The organism is Enterobacter sp. SLBN-59, from assembly GCF_024807915.1.
Taxonomy (GTDB): domain Bacteria; phylum Pseudomonadota; class Gammaproteobacteria; order Enterobacterales; family Enterobacteriaceae; genus Enterobacter; species Enterobacter asburiae_B.
Map to the genome: position 1 here is coordinate 4,269,223 of NZ_JANUFI010000001.1, position 19,233 is coordinate 4,288,455.

The 19,233-nt window shown below is 58.6% G+C and carries 14 protein-coding genes; 8 read left to right on the top strand and 6 right to left on the bottom strand.

The window, feature by feature from the left end; translation table 11 throughout:
- Positions 1-88: 88 nt before the first annotated feature.
- Together acrD and narQ are read right to left on the bottom strand one after the other, a co-directional pair.
- Positions 89-3,202 (bottom strand): multidrug efflux RND transporter permease AcrD, encoded by a 3,114-nt coding sequence (acrD, locus tag M2422_RS20370; protein WP_064673734.1) that lies wholly within the window; start codon positions 3,200-3,202, stop codon positions 89-91.
- Between the two features lie 142 nt (positions 3,203-3,344).
- Positions 3,345-5,039 (bottom strand): nitrate/nitrite two-component system sensor histidine kinase NarQ, encoded by a 1,695-nt coding sequence (gene narQ / locus M2422_RS20375; protein WP_064673733.1) that lies wholly within the window; start codon positions 5,037-5,039, stop codon positions 3,345-3,347.
- A gap of 152 nt (positions 5,040-5,191) precedes the next feature.
- On the opposite strand from narQ, the gene aegA reads away from it, so the two are divergent.
- The 3 genes from aegA to M2422_RS20390 all read left to right on the top strand — a co-directional run bounded on the left by aegA (position 5,192) and on the right by M2422_RS20390 (position 8,973).
- Positions 5,192-7,168: a formate-dependent uric acid utilization protein AegA gene (gene aegA, locus M2422_RS20380; protein WP_064673732.1), complete on the top strand. Its 1,977-nt coding sequence runs from the start codon at positions 5,192-5,194 to the stop codon at positions 7,166-7,168.
- Between the two features lie 66 nt (positions 7,169-7,234).
- Positions 7,235-7,828, top strand: a complete 594-nt coding sequence (gene nudK, locus M2422_RS20385; RefSeq protein WP_064673731.1) for a GDP-mannose pyrophosphatase NudK — start codon at positions 7,235-7,237, stop codon at positions 7,826-7,828.
- Positions 7,829-7,929: 101 nt separating this feature from the next.
- Positions 7,930-8,973: a DUF1176 domain-containing protein gene (locus tag M2422_RS20390; RefSeq protein WP_064673730.1), complete on the top strand. Its 1,044-nt coding sequence runs from the start codon at positions 7,930-7,932 to the stop codon at positions 8,971-8,973.
- A 96-nt stretch (positions 8,974-9,069) separates the two neighbouring features.
- Here M2422_RS20390 and tkt read toward each other — a convergent pair whose 3' ends face one another.
- Both tkt and tal read right to left on the bottom strand, forming a co-directional pair.
- Positions 9,070-11,058: a transketolase gene (gene tkt / locus M2422_RS20395; protein ID WP_064673729.1), complete on the bottom strand. Its 1,989-nt coding sequence runs from the start codon at positions 11,056-11,058 to the stop codon at positions 9,070-9,072.
- A gap of 19 nt (positions 11,059-11,077) precedes the next feature.
- A complete protein-coding gene (gene tal, locus M2422_RS20400; RefSeq protein WP_033146157.1) occupies positions 11,078-12,028 on the bottom strand; it encodes a transaldolase in 951 nt (316 codons plus the stop codon).
- Between the two features lie 289 nt (positions 12,029-12,317).
- On the opposite strand from tal, the gene maeB reads away from it, so the two are divergent.
- Complete coding sequence (gene maeB / locus M2422_RS20405) at positions 12,318-14,597, top strand: NADP-dependent oxaloacetate-decarboxylating malate dehydrogenase (protein ID WP_064673728.1); 2,280 nt, start codon at positions 12,318-12,320, stop codon at positions 14,595-14,597.
- Between the two features lie 35 nt (positions 14,598-14,632).
- Here maeB and hemF read toward each other — a convergent pair whose 3' ends face one another.
- A complete protein-coding gene (hemF, locus tag M2422_RS20410) occupies positions 14,633-15,532 on the bottom strand; it encodes an oxygen-dependent coproporphyrinogen oxidase (protein WP_064673727.1) in 900 nt (299 codons plus the stop codon).
- Positions 15,532-16,407: an N-acetylmuramoyl-L-alanine amidase AmiA gene (gene amiA, locus M2422_RS20415; protein ID WP_023308739.1), complete on the bottom strand. Its 876-nt coding sequence runs from the start codon at positions 16,405-16,407 to the stop codon at positions 15,532-15,534. Before amiA ends, hemF begins: the two co-directional genes overlap by 1 nt.
- 212 nt (positions 16,408-16,619) lie before the next feature.
- Here amiA and M2422_RS20420 point away from each other — a divergent pair, with 212 nt between their 5' ends.
- From M2422_RS20420 to M2422_RS20435, 4 genes are all read left to right on the top strand, one after another.
- Positions 16,620-17,045 carry a GNAT family acetyltransferase gene (locus M2422_RS20420; RefSeq protein ID WP_064673726.1) on the top strand — a complete coding sequence of 142 codons (426 nt, stop codon included), beginning with the start codon at positions 16,620-16,622 and terminating at the stop codon, positions 17,043-17,045.
- A complete protein-coding gene (locus M2422_RS20425; protein WP_064673725.1) occupies positions 17,032-17,481 on the top strand; it encodes a DUF2919 domain-containing protein in 450 nt (149 codons plus the stop codon). The genes M2422_RS20420 and M2422_RS20425 overlap by 14 nt, the downstream gene beginning before the upstream one ends.
- Before the next feature lie 63 nt (positions 17,482-17,544).
- Entirely contained in the window at positions 17,545-18,120 is a 576-nt protein-coding gene (locus tag M2422_RS20430) for an RpoE-regulated lipoprotein (protein WP_064673724.1), read from the top strand.
- 92 nt (positions 18,121-18,212) lie between these two features.
- On the top strand, positions 18,213-19,112 hold the full coding sequence (locus M2422_RS20435; protein WP_064673723.1) for a Dyp-type peroxidase: 900 nt from the start codon (positions 18,213-18,215) through the stop codon (positions 19,110-19,112).
- Positions 19,113-19,233 lie beyond the last annotated feature (121 nt).

Sequence of the window (19,233 nt, forward strand, 5' to 3'; positions counted from 1 at the left end):
GCACTAAAATAAGTAAAATAACCATAGTGTGAATTAATCACACAATAAAAAGGCGGCCGATAAAGCCGCCTTTTTTTATTTCAATCACTTACTCAGCGCGTTCCTTTAGCGGGAAGCGACGACGCACCAGCACAAAGAACAACGGCACGAAGTAAATGGCCAGGATGGTGGCCGAAATCATGCCGCCCATCACTCCCGTCCCGACGGCATGCTGGCTGCTGGAGCCTGCACCCGTACTGGTTGCCATCGGCAGTACGCCAAAGACAAACGCCAGCGACGTCATCAGGATCGGGCGTAAGCGCTGACGGCAGGCGTGCAGCGTGGCGGCCATCAGCTCGTGGCCTTTGGCATTCATCTCGTTGGCAAATTCAACGATCAGAATGGCGTTTTTCGCCGATAGCCCAATCACGGTGAGCAGACCCACCTGGAAGTAAACATCGTTCTCGAGGCCGCGCATCCAGGTCGCCAGCAGCGCACCGATGACGCCAAGGGGCACGACCAGCATGACCGAGAACGGTACCGACCAGCTTTCATACAGTGCGGCTAGGCAGAGGAAGACCACCAGCAGAGAGAGCGCGTAAAGTGCGGGAGCCTGTGCCCCGGAGAGACGCTCCTGGTAGGACATGGCCGTCCACTCCAGACCAAAACCGGCGGGCAGCTGCTGGACCAGTTTTTCCATGGTATCCATAGCGGTACCGGTACTGACGCCCGGCGCAGCTTCCCCGACGATTTCAACCGCAGAGTAGCCGTTATAGCGCTCCAGACGCGGCGAACCGCTCTCCCAGCGCGAGGTGGCAAACGCGGAGAACGGCACCATGCCGCCAGCGTTATTCCTGACAAACCAGCGGTTTATATCATCCGGCAGCATGCGGAACGGCGCGGCGGACTGGACATACACTTTTTTCACGCGGCCGCGATCCATAAAGTCATTCACATAGCTCGAGCCCCACGCCGTTTGCAGGGTGTCGTTGATATCGTTGATCGACACGCCTAGCGCCTGCGCCTTACGCTGATCGATATCCACCTGGAGCTGCGGGCTGTCGTCAAGACCGTTATGGCGAACGCGGGTCAGGCCAGGATCGTTGCCCGCCAGCGCTAACAGCTTATCGCGTGCCGCCATCAGCGCCGTGTGGCCCGCGCCGGCGTGATCCTGCAGCTCCATATCAAACCCGGCGGAACTGCCCAGACCGCTTATCGCCGGCGGGCTGCTGGCGAAGACGCGCGCCTCTTTAATATGCGCAAAGGCTTTGGTCGCACGTTCAATAATGGCAAATGACGTTCCCGTTCGGGTATCGCGCTCGTCCCAGTCCTTCAGGCGGACGAACATGCGGGCGACGTTCTGCCCGTTTCCGCCCGGGCCAGAGCCCACGGTGGAGAAGACCGACACAACGTTATCTTTCTCTTTGGTGAAGAAGTACTGCTCCACTTTCTGGACCACTTTCAGCGTCTGCTGCTGCGTTGCGCCGCTCGGGAGCTGCACCGAGGTGGTGAACATGCCGCGGTCTTCCATCGGCAGAAAAGAGGTGGGGAGATGCATAAACAGCCAGACCATGCCGCCCAGCAGCACAACGTAAATCATCATCCAGCGCAGGCTGCGATGGAGCACGCCACCGACGGCAGATTCATACCGCGCGGCATTGCGGTTGAACATCCGGTTAAACCAGCCGAAGAACCCTTTTTGCCCGTGCTGCTCCCCTTTGTGCAGCGGTTTCAGAATGGTGGCGCACAGCGCGGGGGTGAGGATCAGCGCCACCAGCACGGAGAGCACCATCGCCGAGACGATGGTTATTGAGAACTGACGGTAAATCGCCCCTGTTGTGCCGCCAAAGAAGGCCATCGGGATAAAGACGGCCGACAGCACCATCGCGATACCGACCAGCGCCCCCTGAATTTGCCCCATGGATTTGCGCGTCGCCTGGCGCGGCGAGAGTCCTTCTTCGCTCATGATGCGCTCGACGTTTTCAACCACCACGATGGCATCATCCACAAGAAGGCCAATCGCCAGCACCATCGCAAACATCGTCAGGGTGTTAATGCTGTACCCGAACGCGTAAAGCACCGCAAAGGTCCCCAGCAGCACCACGGGGACGGCAATGGTTGGGATCAGCGTCGCGCGGAAGTTTTGCAGGAACAGGTACATCACCAGGAATACCAGCGCGATGGCTTCCAGCAGGGTCTTCACCACGTCCTCGATCGACGCTTTAACGAAGGAGGTGGTTTCGTAGGCGACTTTGTACTCCAGCCCGTGCGGAAAATACTGTGAAAGCTCGTCCAGACGGTCTAACACCAGTTTTGCCGTGGCCATTTCGTTTGCGCCGGAGGCAAGCTTTATCCCCAGACCGGAGGCCTGATTGCCGTTAAAGCGGCTCAGGTAGTCATATTTTTCCGCCCCCATTTCCACCGTGGCGACATCGCCCAGACGCACTTCCGACCCATCCTGATTCACGCGCAGGGTGATGTTGCGGAACTGGTCCGGCGTCTGCAGCAGGGATTGCGAATTGATGGTGGCGTTCAGGGCCTGCTTATCGACGGACGGCGTTCCCCCCAGCTGCCCCACCGCAATCTGGGCGTTCTGGGCCTTGATGGCATTCGTCACGTCGGTTGCCGTCATCTGGACGCTGTTCAGCTTGTTGGGATCGAGCCAGATGCGCATAGAGTATTGTGAGCCATAGGCGTCGATATCCCCGACGCCGTTGATACGGCTGATGGGATCCTGAATATTACTGGCGACGTAGTCCGCAATGTCCTGTTTATCCATCGAGCCATCTGTCGAGACAAACGCGATGGTTAAAATGTTGGTATCACCGGTTTTACGCACGGTCACGCCCTGATTCTGCACCGCCTGGGGCAGCTTGCGCATGGCCGACTGCAGCTGGTTTTGCACCTGCTGCACCGCTTCGTCCGGGTCCGTGCCCGCCTTAAAGCTCAGGGTAACCGTCGCCTGGCCCGTGGCGCTACTTTGTGAGGACATGTACATCAGGTTATCCAGACCCGTCATGTTCTGCTCGATAACCTGCGTCACGGTGTTTTCCAGCGTTTGAGCGGAAGCGCCGGGGTAGTTTGCCGTTACGCGCACGTTAGGCGGTGCCAGATCGGGGTATTGCTCAACAGGAAGTGAAGTAATCGCCAGGACACCTGTCAGACACAACAGGATGGCAAGCACCCAGGCAAAAATGGGGCGATCGATGAAAAAATTCGCCATGAAAGAGTGACCTCGTTTTGCTGCACGTCATTATTGTTTATTGCCCGCATAACTTTAGCGGTAAGGCTCAGGTCAAACGTGGAGAAATAAAGGAGATAATGTAAATTATCATGCGTTTTTTCCTGCGCGTCCTCCTTTACCGTTATTTACCCGTTAACGGCGCGGGCACCGGGAACGTCACGCTGACCAGCGTGCCGCCGTTTTGCGGCTGCGAGAAGTGCAGCATTCCGCCGAGCCGTTGCGCGCGTTCGCGCATAATGTTCAGGCCGTAGTGTCCCGGCGGCTCGCTGGCTTCGCCAATCCCGATGCCGTTATCGCGTATGCTGACGCTGTGCGTACCGTCCGGTGCGGTCACGCAGCTTACGGTGATCTCGCTGGCCTGCGCGTGCTTAATGGCGTTCAGCACGGCCTCACGCACGATCTGCAGCAAATGCACCTGCTTTTGCGCGTCCAGCGCCAGCGAGGAGAGGCGGCAGTCTAAATGCAGCTTCGCCTGCGTCTGGCTCTGAAGGACGTCGAGGGACTCCTGCAGCGCCGCGGGTAAGTTCGCGTGGTTCAGCGTCAGGCGGAAGGTGGTAAGCAGCTCGCGCAGCTGCTGCCAGGCATTGTTCAGCTCGCGGGAGAAGTCGGTGATGATGGTCTGCGCCGGGGTATTTTCCTCGGGCACGGCGCGTTTGAGCAGCGCAAGCTGAATGCGCAGATACGACAGCACCTGCGCCAGCGAATCGTGCAGCTCGCGGGCAATGGTGGCGCGCTCTTCCATCAGCAGCAGCTGCTGGTAATGTTTTTGCGCCTGGTTAAAGTACAGCCCGCGCCCGAGCATGGTCGCCACGCTTCTCATCAGCGGAAGGGGAACGCTGTCCGTCTCGCTTTGCCAGCGCAGCTCGCCATAAAGGGTGTCCTGCATCAGTACCGGCAGGTGCTGCAAAGGAATGCCATGTGACTCCGTCCCTTCAGACAGCCGCCAGTCGTCGCTGGTGCGCAGTTCGAGATAATTCATTTGCGTATAGTCATGGACAATCTGCAGGATATGCCGAAAGCAGTGGCTGTCTATCTGGCCGGTATTCAGCGCCTGCGAGCACTTGAACAGCATGTCGAGCTGCTGGTGGGCTTCATGCAGATGCCGCGTCTTTTCCGCGACCGAGGCTTCGAGCGAACGGTAGAGCGTAGCCAGCTCGGCGGACATGTGGTTGAAGGCGCGGGAGAGTTGGCCCAGCTCGTTCGGCAGGGCGGTATCCGGCGCCGGGGTTGCAAATTCCCCTCGCTCAATCCGTTCGCTGGCCGCCACCAGATTGTTAAGCGGCAACACCACCTGGCGACGGATGCGTCGCAGGGTAAATAGCGTCAGCAGCAGGATCCCGAGGGCGCCCGCCAGCGAGAGCAGGGTCACCGTCTGAATTTTATGTTCGGTGTAGTGCTGAAGGGCGAGCACAAAGGCATCAATGCGGCCAACAAAATCCTCAATGTGGGTTTGATACCACGCGCTGTCGCCGCGGGCGATGCGCGCATCCATCTCCAGCCAGGCCACGTGCAGCTGCTGGTAGCGCGCTTTAACATTGTCCGGGACGTACCAGCGGTTCAGCTTCTGCAGGGCAGGCGCGCTCAGCGTCCGTTGCCAGCTGTCGCGATGCGCGGCAAGGGCAGGGCTGTTGCGCTGCATCTCGTAGCCCAGACGATAGCTCTGCATGCGCAGCGAACCCGCGATATTAATGGCTTCGGCGTCACGCTGGCTGCTGGCTAGCGTCAGCAGCGCGACGGTGCTGGTCAGCACGGATAAGGCAATTATCGAAAAGAAAGCCCAGGCAAGGCTTCCGGAAACGGGTCGTTTAACGGTCACAGAACGGCTCTCTGAATAAAATTGATCTGCTACAGGTTCACTGTAAATAATTCGGCATTCCGGGCATTTGAACATTGCCCGATCGCGCCGTGATGCGTAAATACCATATTCATACAAAGAATAAGGTTATTGAACCAAAAACAGGTGTGGTTATGAATCGTTTTATTATGGCTAACAGCCAGCAGTGCATCGGGTGTCGCGCCTGCGAAGTGGCCTGCGTGATGGCGCACAACGATGAGCAGCACGTCCTGAACGAGCGCGATTTTCATCCCCGCATTACGGTCCTGAGGTCCGGCGAGAAGAGTAGCCCCGTCACCTGCCATCACTGTGAAAATGCGCCCTGCGCGCAAAGCTGTCCGAACGGCGCCATCAGCAAATGCGATGACAGCGTACAGGTGAATCAACAAAAATGCATCGGCTGTAAGGCCTGCGTGGTGGCCTGCCCGTTTGGCACGATGGAGATTATCGTCACCCCGCTCGACAGCGGCGACGTGAAGGCCTCGGCGAATAAATGCGATCTCTGTCTGACGCGGCTACACGGCCCGGCCTGTATCGAAAATTGCCCGGCAGATGTCCTCTCACTGGCGACGCCTGCTGTCCTTGATACTCTGGCGAAATCGCGCCGCCAGCGCACGGCCTGCCTGGAGGCGCAGCCCTGGCATGCGGAGGTCGTCAGAGAAGACGCTTCGCACACCAAACTGCATCAGATGCAAACAACCCCGCCACGCGGCGAGCCCGACAAGCTGGCTGCCGCAGAACGCGTGGGCCATTTTAACGAAATTTACCTGCCGTTCCGGGACGAGCAGGCCGCCCGCGAGGCGTCGCGCTGCCTGAAATGCGGCGAGCACAGCATTTGCGAATGGACCTGCCCGCTGCATAACCACATCCCGCAGTGGATCGAGCGCCTCAACGCGGGGGATATCGCCGGCGCGGTCGAGCTTTCACATCAGACCAACTGTTTACCTGAAATTACCGGCCGCGTCTGTCCGCAGGACCGATTATGCGAGGGTACCTGCACAATACGTGAAGAGGCGGGATCCGTGACCATCGGTAACATTGAGCGCTATATCTCCGATCGGGCGCTGGCGATGGGCTGGCGGCCAGATATGTCCGCCGTCACGCCGACAGGTAAACGTGTCGCGATCGTCGGCGCGGGGCCCGCCGGGCTGGCGTGCGCCGACGTGCTGGCGCGCAGCGGCGCGAGTGTGACTGTCTATGACCGGCATCCGGAAATTGGCGGATTGCTGACCTTTGGCATCCCGGCATTCAAGCTGGACAAATCGCTGCTCGCGCGGCGCAGAGAGATATTTACCGCGATGGGGATCCGCTTCGAGCTGAACTGCGAGGTGGGCCAGGACGTGTCGATGTCGCATTTAAAGAACGAGTACGACGCCCTGTTTATTGGCGTGGGAACCTACCGCTCGATGAAGGCGGGTATCCCGCATGAAGACGCGCCTGGGGTTTATGACGCGCTGCCTTTCCTTGTAGGTAATACGCGCCATGTTATGGGGCTGGAGTCGACGGCCAGCGAACCGTTTATCGATACCCAGGGCTTAAACGTGGTGGTGCTTGGCGGGGGCGATACCGCGATGGACTGCGTCCGCACCGCGTTACGCAACGGCGCGGCAAAGGTGACCTGCGCCTATCGTCGGGATGAGGCCAATATGCCGGGCTCGAAGAAAGAGGTGAAGAACGCCCGAGAAGAGGGCGCGGCGTTTGAATTTAACGTCCAGCCGGTTGAGCTGACGCTGGATCCGAACGGTAAGGTCAACGGTATCCGAATGCTGCGTACCGAGCTCGGTGAACCGGACGCGCAGGGACGGCGTCGACCGGTTCCCGTGGCGGGCAGCGAGTTCGTGATGGCCGCTGATGCGGTCATCATGGCGTTTGGTTTTAACCCGCACGCGATGCCGTGGCTGCAGGCGCAGGGTGTCGAAACGGACGACCGGGGGCGGATCGTTGCCTCCGTCGAGAGCCGCTACCGTTACCAGACGACTAACCCACAGATCTTCGCCGGGGGCGATGCGGTACGCGGCGCGGATCTGGTGGTGACCGCAATGGCGGAAGGGCGTCATGCGGCGCAGGGGATACTCGACTGGCTTGGGGTTAACGCCCCAAATCATCATTAAACCGGCGGGCGACAAAGCGGGATTGACGGCGTAGTATAAGACGACTCATTGTGTTGTGGAGCCCGTATGACCCTGAAAATTGACGTTATCAAAGACAAAATTCTCTCTGAAAACTACTTTGTCCTGCGTAACATCACCTATGATCTTACGCGTAACAACGGTGAGGTGATCCGGCACAAACGCGAGGTCTACGACCGCGGCAACGGGGCAACCATTCTGCTCTATAACCGTGAAAAGCAGAGCGTGGTGCTGATCCGTCAGTTCAGGGTGGCGACATGGGTTAATGGCAACCCTGACGGACGTCTGATTGAAACCTGCGCGGGCCTGCTCGATGATGATGAGCCGGAAGTTTGTATCCGCAAAGAGGCCGTGGAAGAGACCGGCTTCGAAGTGGGCGAGGTCAAAAAGGTCTTCGAGCTGTTTATGTCGCCGGGCGGCGTAACGGAAATTGTGCATTTCTTCATTGCGGAATACAGCGACGCGCAGCGCACTCACCGGGGCGGTGGCGTGGAGGATGAAGATATCGAAGTGCTGGAGCTTCCTTTTGCCCGGGCGCTGGAGATGGTGCGTTCAGGCGAAATCAGGGATGGTAAAGCGGTGATATTACTGCAGTATTTACAGACAACCGGGCTGATGAACACCACTTTCGAACGGATATAGCCTGTTTTTCGGGTATATCTGATAAATCCGATTGAGCAACCCCGGCGGGAACACGAAGATACTGCCCAGTTAAGCGTTTTCGTTCCGGGATTGTGTCATTCATGCGCTACAGCGTCTTTTTGTTTTACCTGTTTTGTGTGCTCCTCGCGCCGCAGGTGCGGGCTGCACCTGCCCAGCAAGCCTTCTCCGACTGGCAGGTAACCTGCAATAACCAGAATTTTTGCCTCGCACGCAATACCGGTGAACACCGTGGTCTGGTCATGACGCTCACCCGTAGCGCCGGGGCGAAAACGGACGCCACGCTGCGTATCGATCTCGGCGGCCTTGATACGCCCTCGGTAAAAGAGCCAGAGATTGCCCCCCGGCTGCTGCTGGATAACGTTCCCCTGAAGCTGGACAAACAGCGCTGGCAGCTCACGCCCTGGCATCTTAAAACGGACGATGCGGCTACCATCACCGCCTTTCTGAAAAACATCCAGGAAGGGAAGGCCCTGACCCTGCGCGACGGCAAGCAGGTTATTTCGCTGAGCGGTCTGAAAGCCGCGCTGCTGTTCATTGATGCGCAGCAAAAGCGCGTCGGCAGCGAAACCGCGTGGATCAAGAAAGGTGACGATCCGCCGTTAAGCGTTCCGCCTGCTCCTGCCCTTAAAAAGGTGGCGGTCGTCAACCCGACCCCGACGCCGCTCTCCCACGCCGAACTGAACGACCTGCTGGACTATGGTACCGGGCGGATGAACACCAGCCAGTGCTCGCTGGATCCTAACCGCCGGGAAGTGCGCGTCACCGCGTTAACCGATGACAAAGCGCTGCTGATCGTCAGCTGCGAGGCGGGGGCCTATAACACGGTCGATCTGGCGTGGCTGGTATCGCGTAAAAAACCGTTCACCGCGCGCAGCGTCAGGCTGCGTCTGCCGTTTACGCCGTCAGGCGACGCGAGCGAAATGGAGTTGATGAACGCCAGCTTCGATGAAAAGACGCGCGAGCTGACAACGCTCGCGCTGGGGCGCGGTTTGGGCGATTGCGGGATCCAGACGCGCTGGCGTTTTGACGGCCAGCGCTTCCGCCTGGTGCGCTACGCCGAGGAGCCCAGCTGCGACAACTGGAACGGGCCAGATGCCTGGCCCACGCTGTGGATCACGCGGTAGTTTTATGCCGGGTGGCGCTGTTGCTTACCCGGCCTACGGTTTGGCGGTTTTGTAGGCCGGGTAAGGCGTAGCCGCCACCCGGCAACGCAGACCCCACTAGATCACGCTCAGCGCCTTCTCCACCACGTTCTCAACGGTAAAGCCGAAGTACGGGAACAGCTTGTCGGCAGGGGCGGACTCGCCGTAGCCTCGCATGCCGACAATCGCCCCTTTGAGCCCGACATATTTGTACCAGTAGTCGGCAATACCGGCTTCCACCGCCACGCGAGCCGCGACGCTGGACGGCAGGACCGATTCCCGGTACGCCTCGTCCTGGGCGTCGAAAATGTCCGTTGAGGGCAGGGACACCACGCGCACCGCATGTCCTTCGGCAGTCAGTTTCTCCGCCGCTTTAACCGTGATTTCCACCTCGGAGCCGGTCGCAATCAGGATCACGTCCGGCTTGCCGCCGCTGTCTTTCAGGATGTAGCCGCCGCGGGCGATATTTTTCACCTGCTCCGGGGTTCGCTCAATCTGCGCCAGGTTCTGGCGTGACAGGATCAGTGCCGTTGGGCCGTTGTGGCGTTCCACCGCCAGCTTCCAGCCCACCGCCGCTTCGACCTGATCGCACGGACGCCAGGTGCTGAAGTTCGGCGTCAGGCGCAGGCTTGCCAGCTGTTCAACCGCCTGGTGAGTAGGCCCGTCTTCCCCGAGTCCGATGGAGTCGTGGGTGTAGACCATAATCTGCCGCGCCTTCATTAAGGCCGCCATGCGCGCCGCGTTACGGGCATACTCGACGAACATCAGGAAGGTGGCAGTGTACGGCACAAACCCGCCATGATGGGCGATGCCGTTGGCAATGGCGGTCATCCCAAACTCGCGCACGCCGTAGTGGATGTAGTTCCCGGCGATGTCCTCTTTCAGCGATTTTGAGCCCGACCAGATGGTCAGGTTGCTGGGCGCCAGATCCGCCGAGCCGCCGAGCAGTTCGGGCAGGAGAGGGCCGATTGCGTTCAGGGTATTTTGCGACGCCTTGCGGGTGGCGATTTTCGCCGGGTTGGACTGCAGGTTTTCAATCAGCGCCTGGGTTCTATCGTCCCAGTCCTCCGGCAGGCCGCCGCTCATGCGGCGGGAAAACTCGGCGGCGAGATCCGGGTGCGCTTTTTTATAGGCGGCAAACTTCTCGTTCCAGGACTGCTGGGACTTTTCACCCGCCTCACGGGCATCCCAGGCTCTGTAAATCTCTTTCGGGATCTCAAACGGCGGATGTTTCCAGCCCAGCTTCTGCCGGGTCAGCGCGACTTCCTCCTCGCCCAGCGCCGCGCCGTGCGCCTCCTCTTTGCCCGCCTTGTTCGGCGAGCCGAAGCCGATGACCGTGCGGCAGATAATCAGGGACGGTTTATCCTTCACGCTCTGCGCTTCCTGAATCGCTTTTTTCACCGCTTCAGGATCGTGGCCGTCGATCTCGTGCACCACGTGCCAGTGGTAGGCTTCAAAGCGTTTTGCCGTGTCGTCGGTAAACCAGCCTTCGGTCTCCCCGTCGATGGAGATGCCGTTGTGATCGTAGAAGCCAATCAGCTTGCCGAGCCCCAGCGTGCCCGCCAGGGAGCAGACCTCATGGGAAATCCCCTCCATCAGGCAGCCGTCACCCATAAACACGTAGGTGTAGTGGTCGACAATCTCGTGGTCCGGCTGGTTAAACTGTGCCGCCAGCGTGCGTTCAGCAATCGCCAGCCCGACCGCATTGGCCAGCCCCTGACCGAGTGGTCCGGTCGTCGTTTCCACCCCCGGGGTATAGCCAATTTCCGGGTGCCCCGGCGTTTTGGAGTGCAGCTGGCGGAAGTTTTTCAGCTCCTCAAGCGGCAGATCGTAGCCGGAAAGGTGCAGCAGGCTGTAGAGCAGCATTGAGGCGTGACCGTTGGAGAGAATAAAGCGGTCGCGATCGTACCAGGTCGGGTCATTGGGGTTGTGCTTCAGAAAGTCGTTCCACAGCACTTCGGCAATATCAGCCATGCCCATCGGCGCGCCGGGGTGGCCGGAATTGGCTTTTTGCACGGCATCCATGCTGAGGGCGCGAATGGCATTGGCTAGCTCTTTACGGGACATAGTTCACTCCGTGGCAAGGTTAAAGTTTGGCGGCGAGAAGATCTTCAAGTTTGCGCTGGTCGACGGCGAACTGGCGGATGCCGTCCGCCAGTTTTTCCACGGCCATGGCGTCCTGATTGTGCTCCCAGCGGAATTCCGCTTCGGTCATGGCTTTCGGTTTTGGCAGAACGGTGGAGGTCGGCACCAGCTTGCGGATCACCGTTTCTTCTTTGTCCTGGAGCTCCTGGAGCAGGTTAGGGGAGATGGTCAGACGGTCGCAGCCTGCCAGGGCGAGGATCTGCTCGGTACGGCGGAAGCTGGCCCCCATCACGATGGTTTCATAGCGGTGCTGTTTGTAGTAGTCGTAGATATTACGGACCGATTTCACGCCCGGATCCTCATCCACCACGTACGGATCCATCGGCTGTTTCGCCTGATACCAGTCGTAGATGCGCCCGACAAATGGCGAGACGAGGAATACGCCCGCTTCAGCGCAGGCGCGCGCCTGGGCAAACGAGAACAGCAGCGTCAGGTTGCAGTGGATGCCTTCTTTTTCCAGCACCTCTGCCGCACGGATGCCTTCCCAGGTGGAGGCCAGCTTGATCAGAATGCGTGATTTATCGATCCCCTGCTCCTCGTACAGTTCCACCAGGCGACGCGCCTTATTAATGCTCTTTTCTTTATCGAACGAGAGGCGGGCGTCGACTTCGGTCGAGACGCGGCCCGGGATGCTTTTAAGAATTTCCGCACCAAAATTAACCGCCAGCTTGTCGCTGGCTTCGGCGACCTGCTGCTCCTGCGTTTTCCCGCGCTGTTTACCGTAGGCAATGGCGTCATCAATCAGATGGCTAAAATGGGCGAGCCCTGCAGCTTTGAGCAGTAGCGAAGGGTTAGTGGTCGCGTCCTCCGGCTGATAGTGGCGAATCGACTCGATATCGCCGCTGTCTGCAACCACGGTGGTGAATTTTTTGATGCCGTCTAGCTGGTTCATAAATAATTACTCCTTGGAAATAAAAGAGTTAGATGAGTGCGTTAGTTCACACTTCTGGAAAAATCATGATGGACTTAACAAAAAAGCATAGCAGACGGGGGAGGCATTGCTTTTGAGACGGGTAACATGGCTGTTATAAATTGATAACAATTTTTAATGTGTGATGGTGAGAGTTTGGCTGCCTTCAAAGTTTAGGAGGCGGCCTGAGGCGATACTAGGCGGCACACCAGGGTGTGCATCAGGATCGCTTACGTCACCCTTTTGACCGATACGTGAAAGGAAAAATAAGATGGATGAGCAGTTGAAACAGAGTGCCCTCGATTTTCACGAGTTCCCTGTCCCGGGCAAAATCCAGGTCTCCCCAACCAAGCCGCTGGCAACCCAGCGCGATCTGGCGCTGGCCTATTCGCCGGGCGTCGCAGCCCCGTGTCTGGAAATCGAAAAAGACCCGCTGGCGGCCTACAAATACACCGCGCGCGGCAACCTTGTCGCCGTGATCTCTAACGGCACGGCGGTGCTGGGGCTGGGCAACATCGGCGCGCTGGCCGGTAAGCCGGTGATGGAAGGGAAGGGGGTACTGTTCAAGAAATTCGCCGGTATCGACGTGTTCGATATCGAGGTGGACGAACTCGATCCTGACAAATTCATCAACGTGGTGGCCGCGCTGGAGCCGACCTTCGGCGGGATTAACCTGGAAGACATCAAAGCGCCGGAATGTTTCTATATCGAGCAGAAGCTGCGCGAGCGTATGAACATTCCCGTGTTCCATGATGACCAGCACGGGACCGCGATTATCAGCACCGCCGCGATTCTGAACGGCCTGCGCGTGGTAGAGAAAAATCTCTCCGACGTGCGCATGGTGGTCTCTGGCGCAGGCGCCGCGGCCATCGCCTGTATGAACCTGCTGGTGGCGCTGGGTATGCAGAAACACAACATTGTGGTCTGCGACTCCAAGGGCGTTATCTATAAAGACCGCGAGCCGAACATGGCTGAAACCAAAGCGGCGTACGCGGTCGACGACGACGGTAAACGCACTCTGGACGACGTGATTGACGGCGCGGATATCTTCCTCGGCTGCTCGGGTCCGAAAGTGCTGACCCAGGAGATGGTGAAGAAGATGGCGCGTGCGCCAATGATCCTGGCCCTGGCGAACCCGGAACCGGAAATCCTGCCGCCGCTGGCGAAAGCGGTGCGTGAAGACGCCATCATCTGTACCGGCCGTTCGGACTACCCGAACCAGGTCAACAACGTGCTCTGCTTCCCGTTCATCTTCCGCGGCGCGCTGGACGTTGGCGCAACGGCGATCAACGAAGAGATGAAGCTTGCCGCCGTTCACGCCATCGCGGAGCTGGCGCACGCCGAGCAGAGCGAAGTGGTTGCGTCCGCGTACGGCGATCAGGATCTGAGCTTCGGCCCGGACTACATCATTCCAAAACCGTTCGACCCGCGTCTGATTGTTAAAATTGCACCAGCGGTGGCCAAAGCGGCGATGGACTCCGGCGTGGCGACGCGTCCGATTCATGATTTCGACGCGTACGTCGATAAGCTCACCGAGTTCGTCTACAAAACGAACCTGTTCATGAAGCCGATCTTCTCTCAGGCCCGCGCCGACGCGAAGCGCGTGGTGCTGGCGGAAGGGGAAGAGGCGCGAGTGCTGCACGCCACCCAGGAGCTGATCACCTTAGGCCTGGCGAAGCCGATCCTGATTGGTCGTCCGAGCGTGATTGAAATGCGTATCCAGAAGCTTGGCCTGCAGATTAAGCCGGGCATCGACTTCGAGATCGTTAACAATGAATCCGATCCGCGCTTCAAAGAGTACTGGAGCGAATACTACGCGATCATGAAGCGCCGGGGGATCACCCAGGAGCAGGCGCAGAAAGCGGTGATCAGCAACACGACGGTGATCGGCGCGATCATGGTGCATCGCGGCGAGGCGGACGCGCTGATCTGCGGCACCATCGGCGACTACCACGAGCACTTTAGCGTGGTGCAGGAGATCTTCGGCTATCGCGACGGCGTCCATACCGCCGGGGCGATGAACGCGCTGCTGCTGCCGAGCGGCAACACCTTTATTGCGGACACCTACGTTAACGACGATCCGACCCCGGACGAGCTGGCGGAAATCACGGTGATGGCCGCCGAGACCGTGCGTCGCTTTGGTATCGAGCCGAAGGTGGCGCTGCTGTCGCACTCTAACTTTGGTTCGTCTAAATCCGCGGCGGCCTGCAAAATGCGTCAGACGCTGGAGCTGGTGCGCGAGCGTGCGCCGGAGCTGATGATTGACGGGGAAATGCACGGCGATGCCGCGCTGGTGGAAAGCATCCGTAACGAACGTATGCCGGACAGCCCGCTGAAGGGATCGGCCAACATTCTGATTATGCCGAACGTGGAAGCGGCGCGTATCAGCTACAACCTGCTGCGCGTCTCCAGCTCTGAAGGGGTGACCGTAGGGCCGGTACTGATGGGCGTGGCGAAACCGGTGCACGTGTTAACGCCGATTGCCTCTGTGCGTCGTATCGTGAATATGGTGGCGCTGGCGGTGGTTGAGGCGCAGACGCAGCCGCTGTGATTTTTACCCTCTCCCAAAGGGAGAGGGCATAAGGGCTACACCCAGTCCCGAACCTGAATAAACTCACGCAAGGCAGCCTCCGGGCTGCCTTCTTTTGGTTCGTAGCAGTACTCCCAACGCACCAGCGGCGGCATCGACATCAGAATCGACTCCGTGCGCCCGCCGGTCTGCAGACCGAAAAGCGTCCCGCGATCCCACACCAGGTTGAACTCCACGTAGCGCCCGCGGCGGTAAAGCTGGAACTCTCGCTCGTGCACGCCGTAGTCGGTATTTTTACGGCGCTCGACGATGGGCAGATAGGCGTCGGTATAGCCTTCGCCTACCGCGCGCATAAAGCTGAACGCGGTATCAAAATCAGGCGTGTTGAGATCGTCAAAGAACAGCCCGCCGATGCCGCGCTGCTCGTCGCGGTGCTTCAGGTAAAAGTAGTCATCGCACCACTTTTTAAATTTCGGGTAGACGTCTTCGCCAAACGGTAGGCAAAGATCCCGCGCGGTGGTGTGCCAGTGCACGGCATCTTCTTCGAAGCCGTAGTATGGCGTTAAATCGAAACCGCCGCCGAACCACCAGACCGGGTCGGCGCCTGGTTTTTCCGCAATGAAAAAGCGCACGTTGGCGTGGCTCGTCGGCACGAACGGGTTGTGCGGGTGCACTACCAGCGAAACGCCCATCGCCTCGAAGCTACGGCCCGCCAGTTCAGGACGATGCGCCGTCGCAGATGCGGGCATGGCGTCGCCGTGAACGTGGGAAAAATTCACGCCTGCCTGTTCGAAGATGCCGCCGTTTCGCAGCACGCGGCTGCGCCCGCCGCCTCCGGCCTCGCGCTGCCAGTTATCTTCCTGAAATTCACCGCCGTCTGCGGCAGCCAGTTTCTGGCAGATCTCATCCTGCAGCTGCAGCAGGAAGGTTTTGACCAGTTGAGCATCGGGTTTCATCAACGTTTCCTGGAGTGCGCTTTTTGGTTATCGAACCAGTTGAAGTAACTGATAATGCCGGAGGCGATAGCGTTGGCGATCTTCTGACGAAACGCCGTGGTGCCGAGGAGCCGCTCTTCTTCCGGGTTGGTAATAAAGGACGTTTCCACCAGCACGGACGGGATGGACGGCGACTTCAGCACCACGAATGCCGCCTGCTCGGTGCCTTTACTGTGCAGACGATGCACTGGCTTAATCTTCTTCAGAATATGCGAGCCGAGCGTCAGGCTGTTTTTAATCGTATCCGTCTGCACGAGGTCGAACAGCACCTGCTGAAGCAGGTGATCTTTGTCGGTGGCTTTTTTCCCGGCGACTTCATCCGCCCGGTTTTCGCGGTCGGAGAGGTATTTTGCCATGGCGCTACTGGCGCCACGGTTAGAGAGTGCAAACACCGAGGCGCCGGCCGCAGAAGGGTTGGTAAAGCCGTCGGCGTGAATCGACATAAACAGATCCGCACCGTGCTGGTGGGCGATCTCAACGCGGTCATACAGCGGAATAAAGGTGTCGCCAGAGCGCGTCAGACGGGCGTCAATGCCGTTGCTGCGTAAAATTGCGCGCACATTTTTTGCAATTGCCAGCACGACGTGTTTTTCTTTTGACCCGTTTTTGCCGATGGCGCCGGTATCAATACCGCCGTGGCCCGGGTCGAGCATTACCAGACGCTTCGCGCCCGGCTTTTTGGTTTTCGGTTTGCTGTGTCCGTTACTGGTTTTGAGCGTGCTCTCGTCTTTTGCCTGAGCCTGCTTTGCGATGCCCGTTAACGTTAAGGCCGCCAGCCCCGCTTTGAGAACCTGACGACGCGATGTGAGTGCTTTTAATGGTTTGAATGTGCTCATGCGGCCTGAATACTAAAAAATGGGGTCCTGGTGTTATATCGTATCGTGTTTCCCGTTACGACAGTCCATGTTGAGAATTGTTTTACTTTTCATTTCAATACGTGACAAAGTGACATTATGCCAAATTTTGGCGAGATTTTCCCCGGTTATTGGCGAAAGGCGAGCTTCGCGCCATAATCACTGTTTTTAAACCCGAAAAGGCGGTTAATACCATGGAGATACGCGTTTTTCGCCAGGAAGATTTCGAAGAGGTGATCACCCTTTGGGAGCGCTGCGATCTGCTGCGTCCGTGGAACGATCCGGAAATGGATATCGAACGTAAGGTGAATCACGACGTCACTCTGTTTCTGGTCGCGGAAGTCAATGGCGAGGTTGTGGGGACGGTAATGGGCGGTTACGACGGCCACCGCGGCTCGGCCTATTATCTTGGCGTCCACCCGGAATACCGTGGCCGCGGCATTGCCAATGCGCTGCTGAACCGGCTCGAGAAGAAGCTGATCGCCCGCGGCTGCCCGAAAATCCAGATCATGGTGCGGGAAGATAACGACGTGGTGCTGGGCATGTATGAGCGTCTGGGCTACGAGCATTCCGACGTGCTGAGTTTAGGAAAGCGTCTGATCGAAGATGAAGAGTACTGAGATCCATCCGGCAGACTATGACGCGCAGGGCCGCGTCAGGCTGCCCTTTTTATTCTGGTGCGTTCTGCTGCTCCAGGCTCGAACCTGGGTACTGTTTGTGATGGCCGCCGCGTCGCGCGGGCAGGGCGACACGCTGCTGAATCTCTTTTATCCCGATCACGACGCCTTCTGGCTCGGCTTGCTGCCGGGCGTACCGGCGGTGGTCGCTTTTTTGTGCAGCGGACGACGGCATGCGATCCCACGTTTCTGGCGCGCGCTTCGCTGGCTGCTGATCCTCGCCCAGGTTACGCTGCTCTTCTGGCAGCCGGTACTCTGGTGGTACGGTGAACCGCTGACGGGCACCGGCGTTGCGCTGGTGGTTGCCGATATTGTGGCGCTGCTGTGGCTGCTGACCAACCCGCGTCTTCGCGCCTGTTTTGCGCATCAGGATGATTAATCCGGCACTTTTTGCCGATGTCGCACTCCAACAAGCGTTGATTTAACAAGAAAGGACGTTTCAATGAAATCGCTGCGTTTACTTTTATGCGCTCTCCCGCTGGCGTTGACCGGCTGTTCGACGCTCTCCTCCATTAACTGGTCCGCCGCGTATCCGTGGAACTGGTTTGGCTCATCAACGGAAGTGACCGAGCAGGGCGTGGGGAAAATTACCGCCGCGACGTCGCTGGATCAGGACGCCATTCAGGATGCGCTCAGCGGCGATTACCGCCTGCGCAGCGGCATGAAAACGGAGAATGGCAATATTGTTCGCTATTACGAAGCGCTGAAGGGCGACAAGCTGGCGCTGGTGATTAACGGTGACAAAGGCACCGTAAACCGTATCGCTGTGATGGATGACGATATTCCGACGGCGAGCGGTGTGAAGGTGGGTACGCCGTTTAGCGACCTTTATAAGCAGGCCTTTGGCAACTGCACCAGCCTGCCGTCTGACGACAACGTCGCGGTGGAATGTAAGGCTGAAGGCAGCCAGCACATCAGCTATGTCTTCACCGGAACCTGGAGCGGCCCGGAAGGTCTGATGCCGTCCGACGACACGCTCAGGAGCTGGAAAGTGAGCAAAATACTCTGGAAGCAGTAATTTGCGCCTGAACAAACCGCCTCGCTGAAATCCGGGTATAATAGCCGCCATCAATGCCACGCTGACGTGGCATCTTTATTTCAGGAGGAGCGATGTCTCAGGTTCAGAGTGGCATTTTGCCAGAACATTGCCGCGCGGCGATTTGGATTGAAGCCAATGTTAAAGGGGACGTGGATGCCCTGCGTGCGGCCAGTAAAGCGTTTGTTGATAAGCTGGCCACCTTCCAGGCCAAATTCCCGGAAGCGCACCTCGGCGCCGTTGTTGCCTTTGGCAATAACGTCTGGCGTCAGCTGAGCGGTGGCGAAGGGGCGGATGAGCTGAAAGACTTCATCCCTTACGGCAAAGGTCTGGCTCCGGCGACCCAGTACGACGTGCTGATCCACATTCTCTCCCTGCGTCACGACGTGAACTTCTCCGTTGCCCAGGCGGCAGTAGCGGCCTTTGGCGACAGCATTGAGGTGCAGGAAGAGGTTCACGGCTTCCGCTGGGTGGAAGAGCGCGATCTGAGCGGCTTCGTCGACGGGACCGAAAACCCGGCAGGCGAAGAGACGCGTCGTGAAGTCGCGGTAATCAAAGACGGCGTGGACGCGGGCGGCAGCTACGTGTTCGTTCAGCGCTGGGAGCACAACCTCAAGCAGCTTAACCGCATGAGCGTGCACGACCAGGAGATGATGATTGGCCGCACTAAAGAAGCCAACGAAGAGATCGACGGCGACGACCGTCCTGTGACCTCTCACCTGACCCGCGTTGACCTCAAAGAAGATGGCAAAGGGCTGAAGATTGTTCGCCAGAGCCTGCCGTACGGCACGGCAAGCGGCACGCACGGCCTCTACTTCTGCGCGTACTGCGCGCGCCTGTATAACATTGAGCAGCAGCTGCTGAGCATGTTCGGTGATACCGACGGCAAGCGCGACGCCATGCTGCGCTTCACCAAACCGGTGACCGGCGGCTACTACTTTGCGCCGTCCGTTGAGCGTCTGCTGGCGCTGTAATGGCCTTTCTCCCTCTCCCTATGGGAGAGGGCCGGGGTGAGGGCATCAGGCCTCACCCTTATTCCCTTTTCTGCTTCTAAATCACCAAACGGTATATAAAACCGTTACTCCTTTCATCCCC

What these genes read in the sequence shown, in the direction of transcription:
- acrD (WP_064673734.1), bottom strand. Translation starts at nt 3,202, where the DNA reads ATGGCGAATTTTTTCATCGATCGCCCCATTTTTGCCTGGGTGCTTGCC.
- aegA (WP_064673732.1), top strand. Translation starts at nt 5,192, where the DNA reads ATGAATCGTTTTATTATGGCTAACAGCCAGCAGTGCATCGGGTGTCGC.
- nudK (WP_064673731.1), top strand. Translation starts at nt 7,235, where the DNA reads ATGACCCTGAAAATTGACGTTATCAAAGACAAAATTCTCTCTGAAAAC.
- M2422_RS20390 (WP_064673730.1), top strand. Translation starts at nt 7,930, where the DNA reads ATGCGCTACAGCGTCTTTTTGTTTTACCTGTTTTGTGTGCTCCTCGCG.
- tkt (WP_064673729.1), bottom strand. Translation starts at nt 11,058, where the DNA reads ATGTCCCGTAAAGAGCTAGCCAATGCCATTCGCGCCCTCAGCATGGAT.
- tal (WP_033146157.1), bottom strand. Translation starts at nt 12,028, where the DNA reads ATGAACCAGCTAGACGGCATCAAAAAATTCACCACCGTGGTTGCAGAC.
- maeB (WP_064673728.1), top strand. Translation starts at nt 12,318, where the DNA reads ATGGATGAGCAGTTGAAACAGAGTGCCCTCGATTTTCACGAGTTCCCT.
- hemF (WP_064673727.1), bottom strand. Translation starts at nt 15,532, where the DNA reads ATGAAACCCGATGCTCAACTGGTCAAAACCTTCCTGCTGCAGCTGCAG.
- amiA (WP_023308739.1), bottom strand. Translation starts at nt 16,407, where the DNA reads ATGAGCACATTCAAACCATTAAAAGCACTCACATCGCGTCGTCAGGTT.
- M2422_RS20420 (WP_064673726.1), top strand. Translation starts at nt 16,620, where the DNA reads ATGGAGATACGCGTTTTTCGCCAGGAAGATTTCGAAGAGGTGATCACC.
- M2422_RS20425 (WP_064673725.1), top strand. Translation starts at nt 17,032, where the DNA reads ATGAAGAGTACTGAGATCCATCCGGCAGACTATGACGCGCAGGGCCGC.
- M2422_RS20430 (WP_064673724.1), top strand. Translation starts at nt 17,545, where the DNA reads ATGAAATCGCTGCGTTTACTTTTATGCGCTCTCCCGCTGGCGTTGACC.
- M2422_RS20435 (WP_064673723.1), top strand. Translation starts at nt 18,213, where the DNA reads ATGTCTCAGGTTCAGAGTGGCATTTTGCCAGAACATTGCCGCGCGGCG.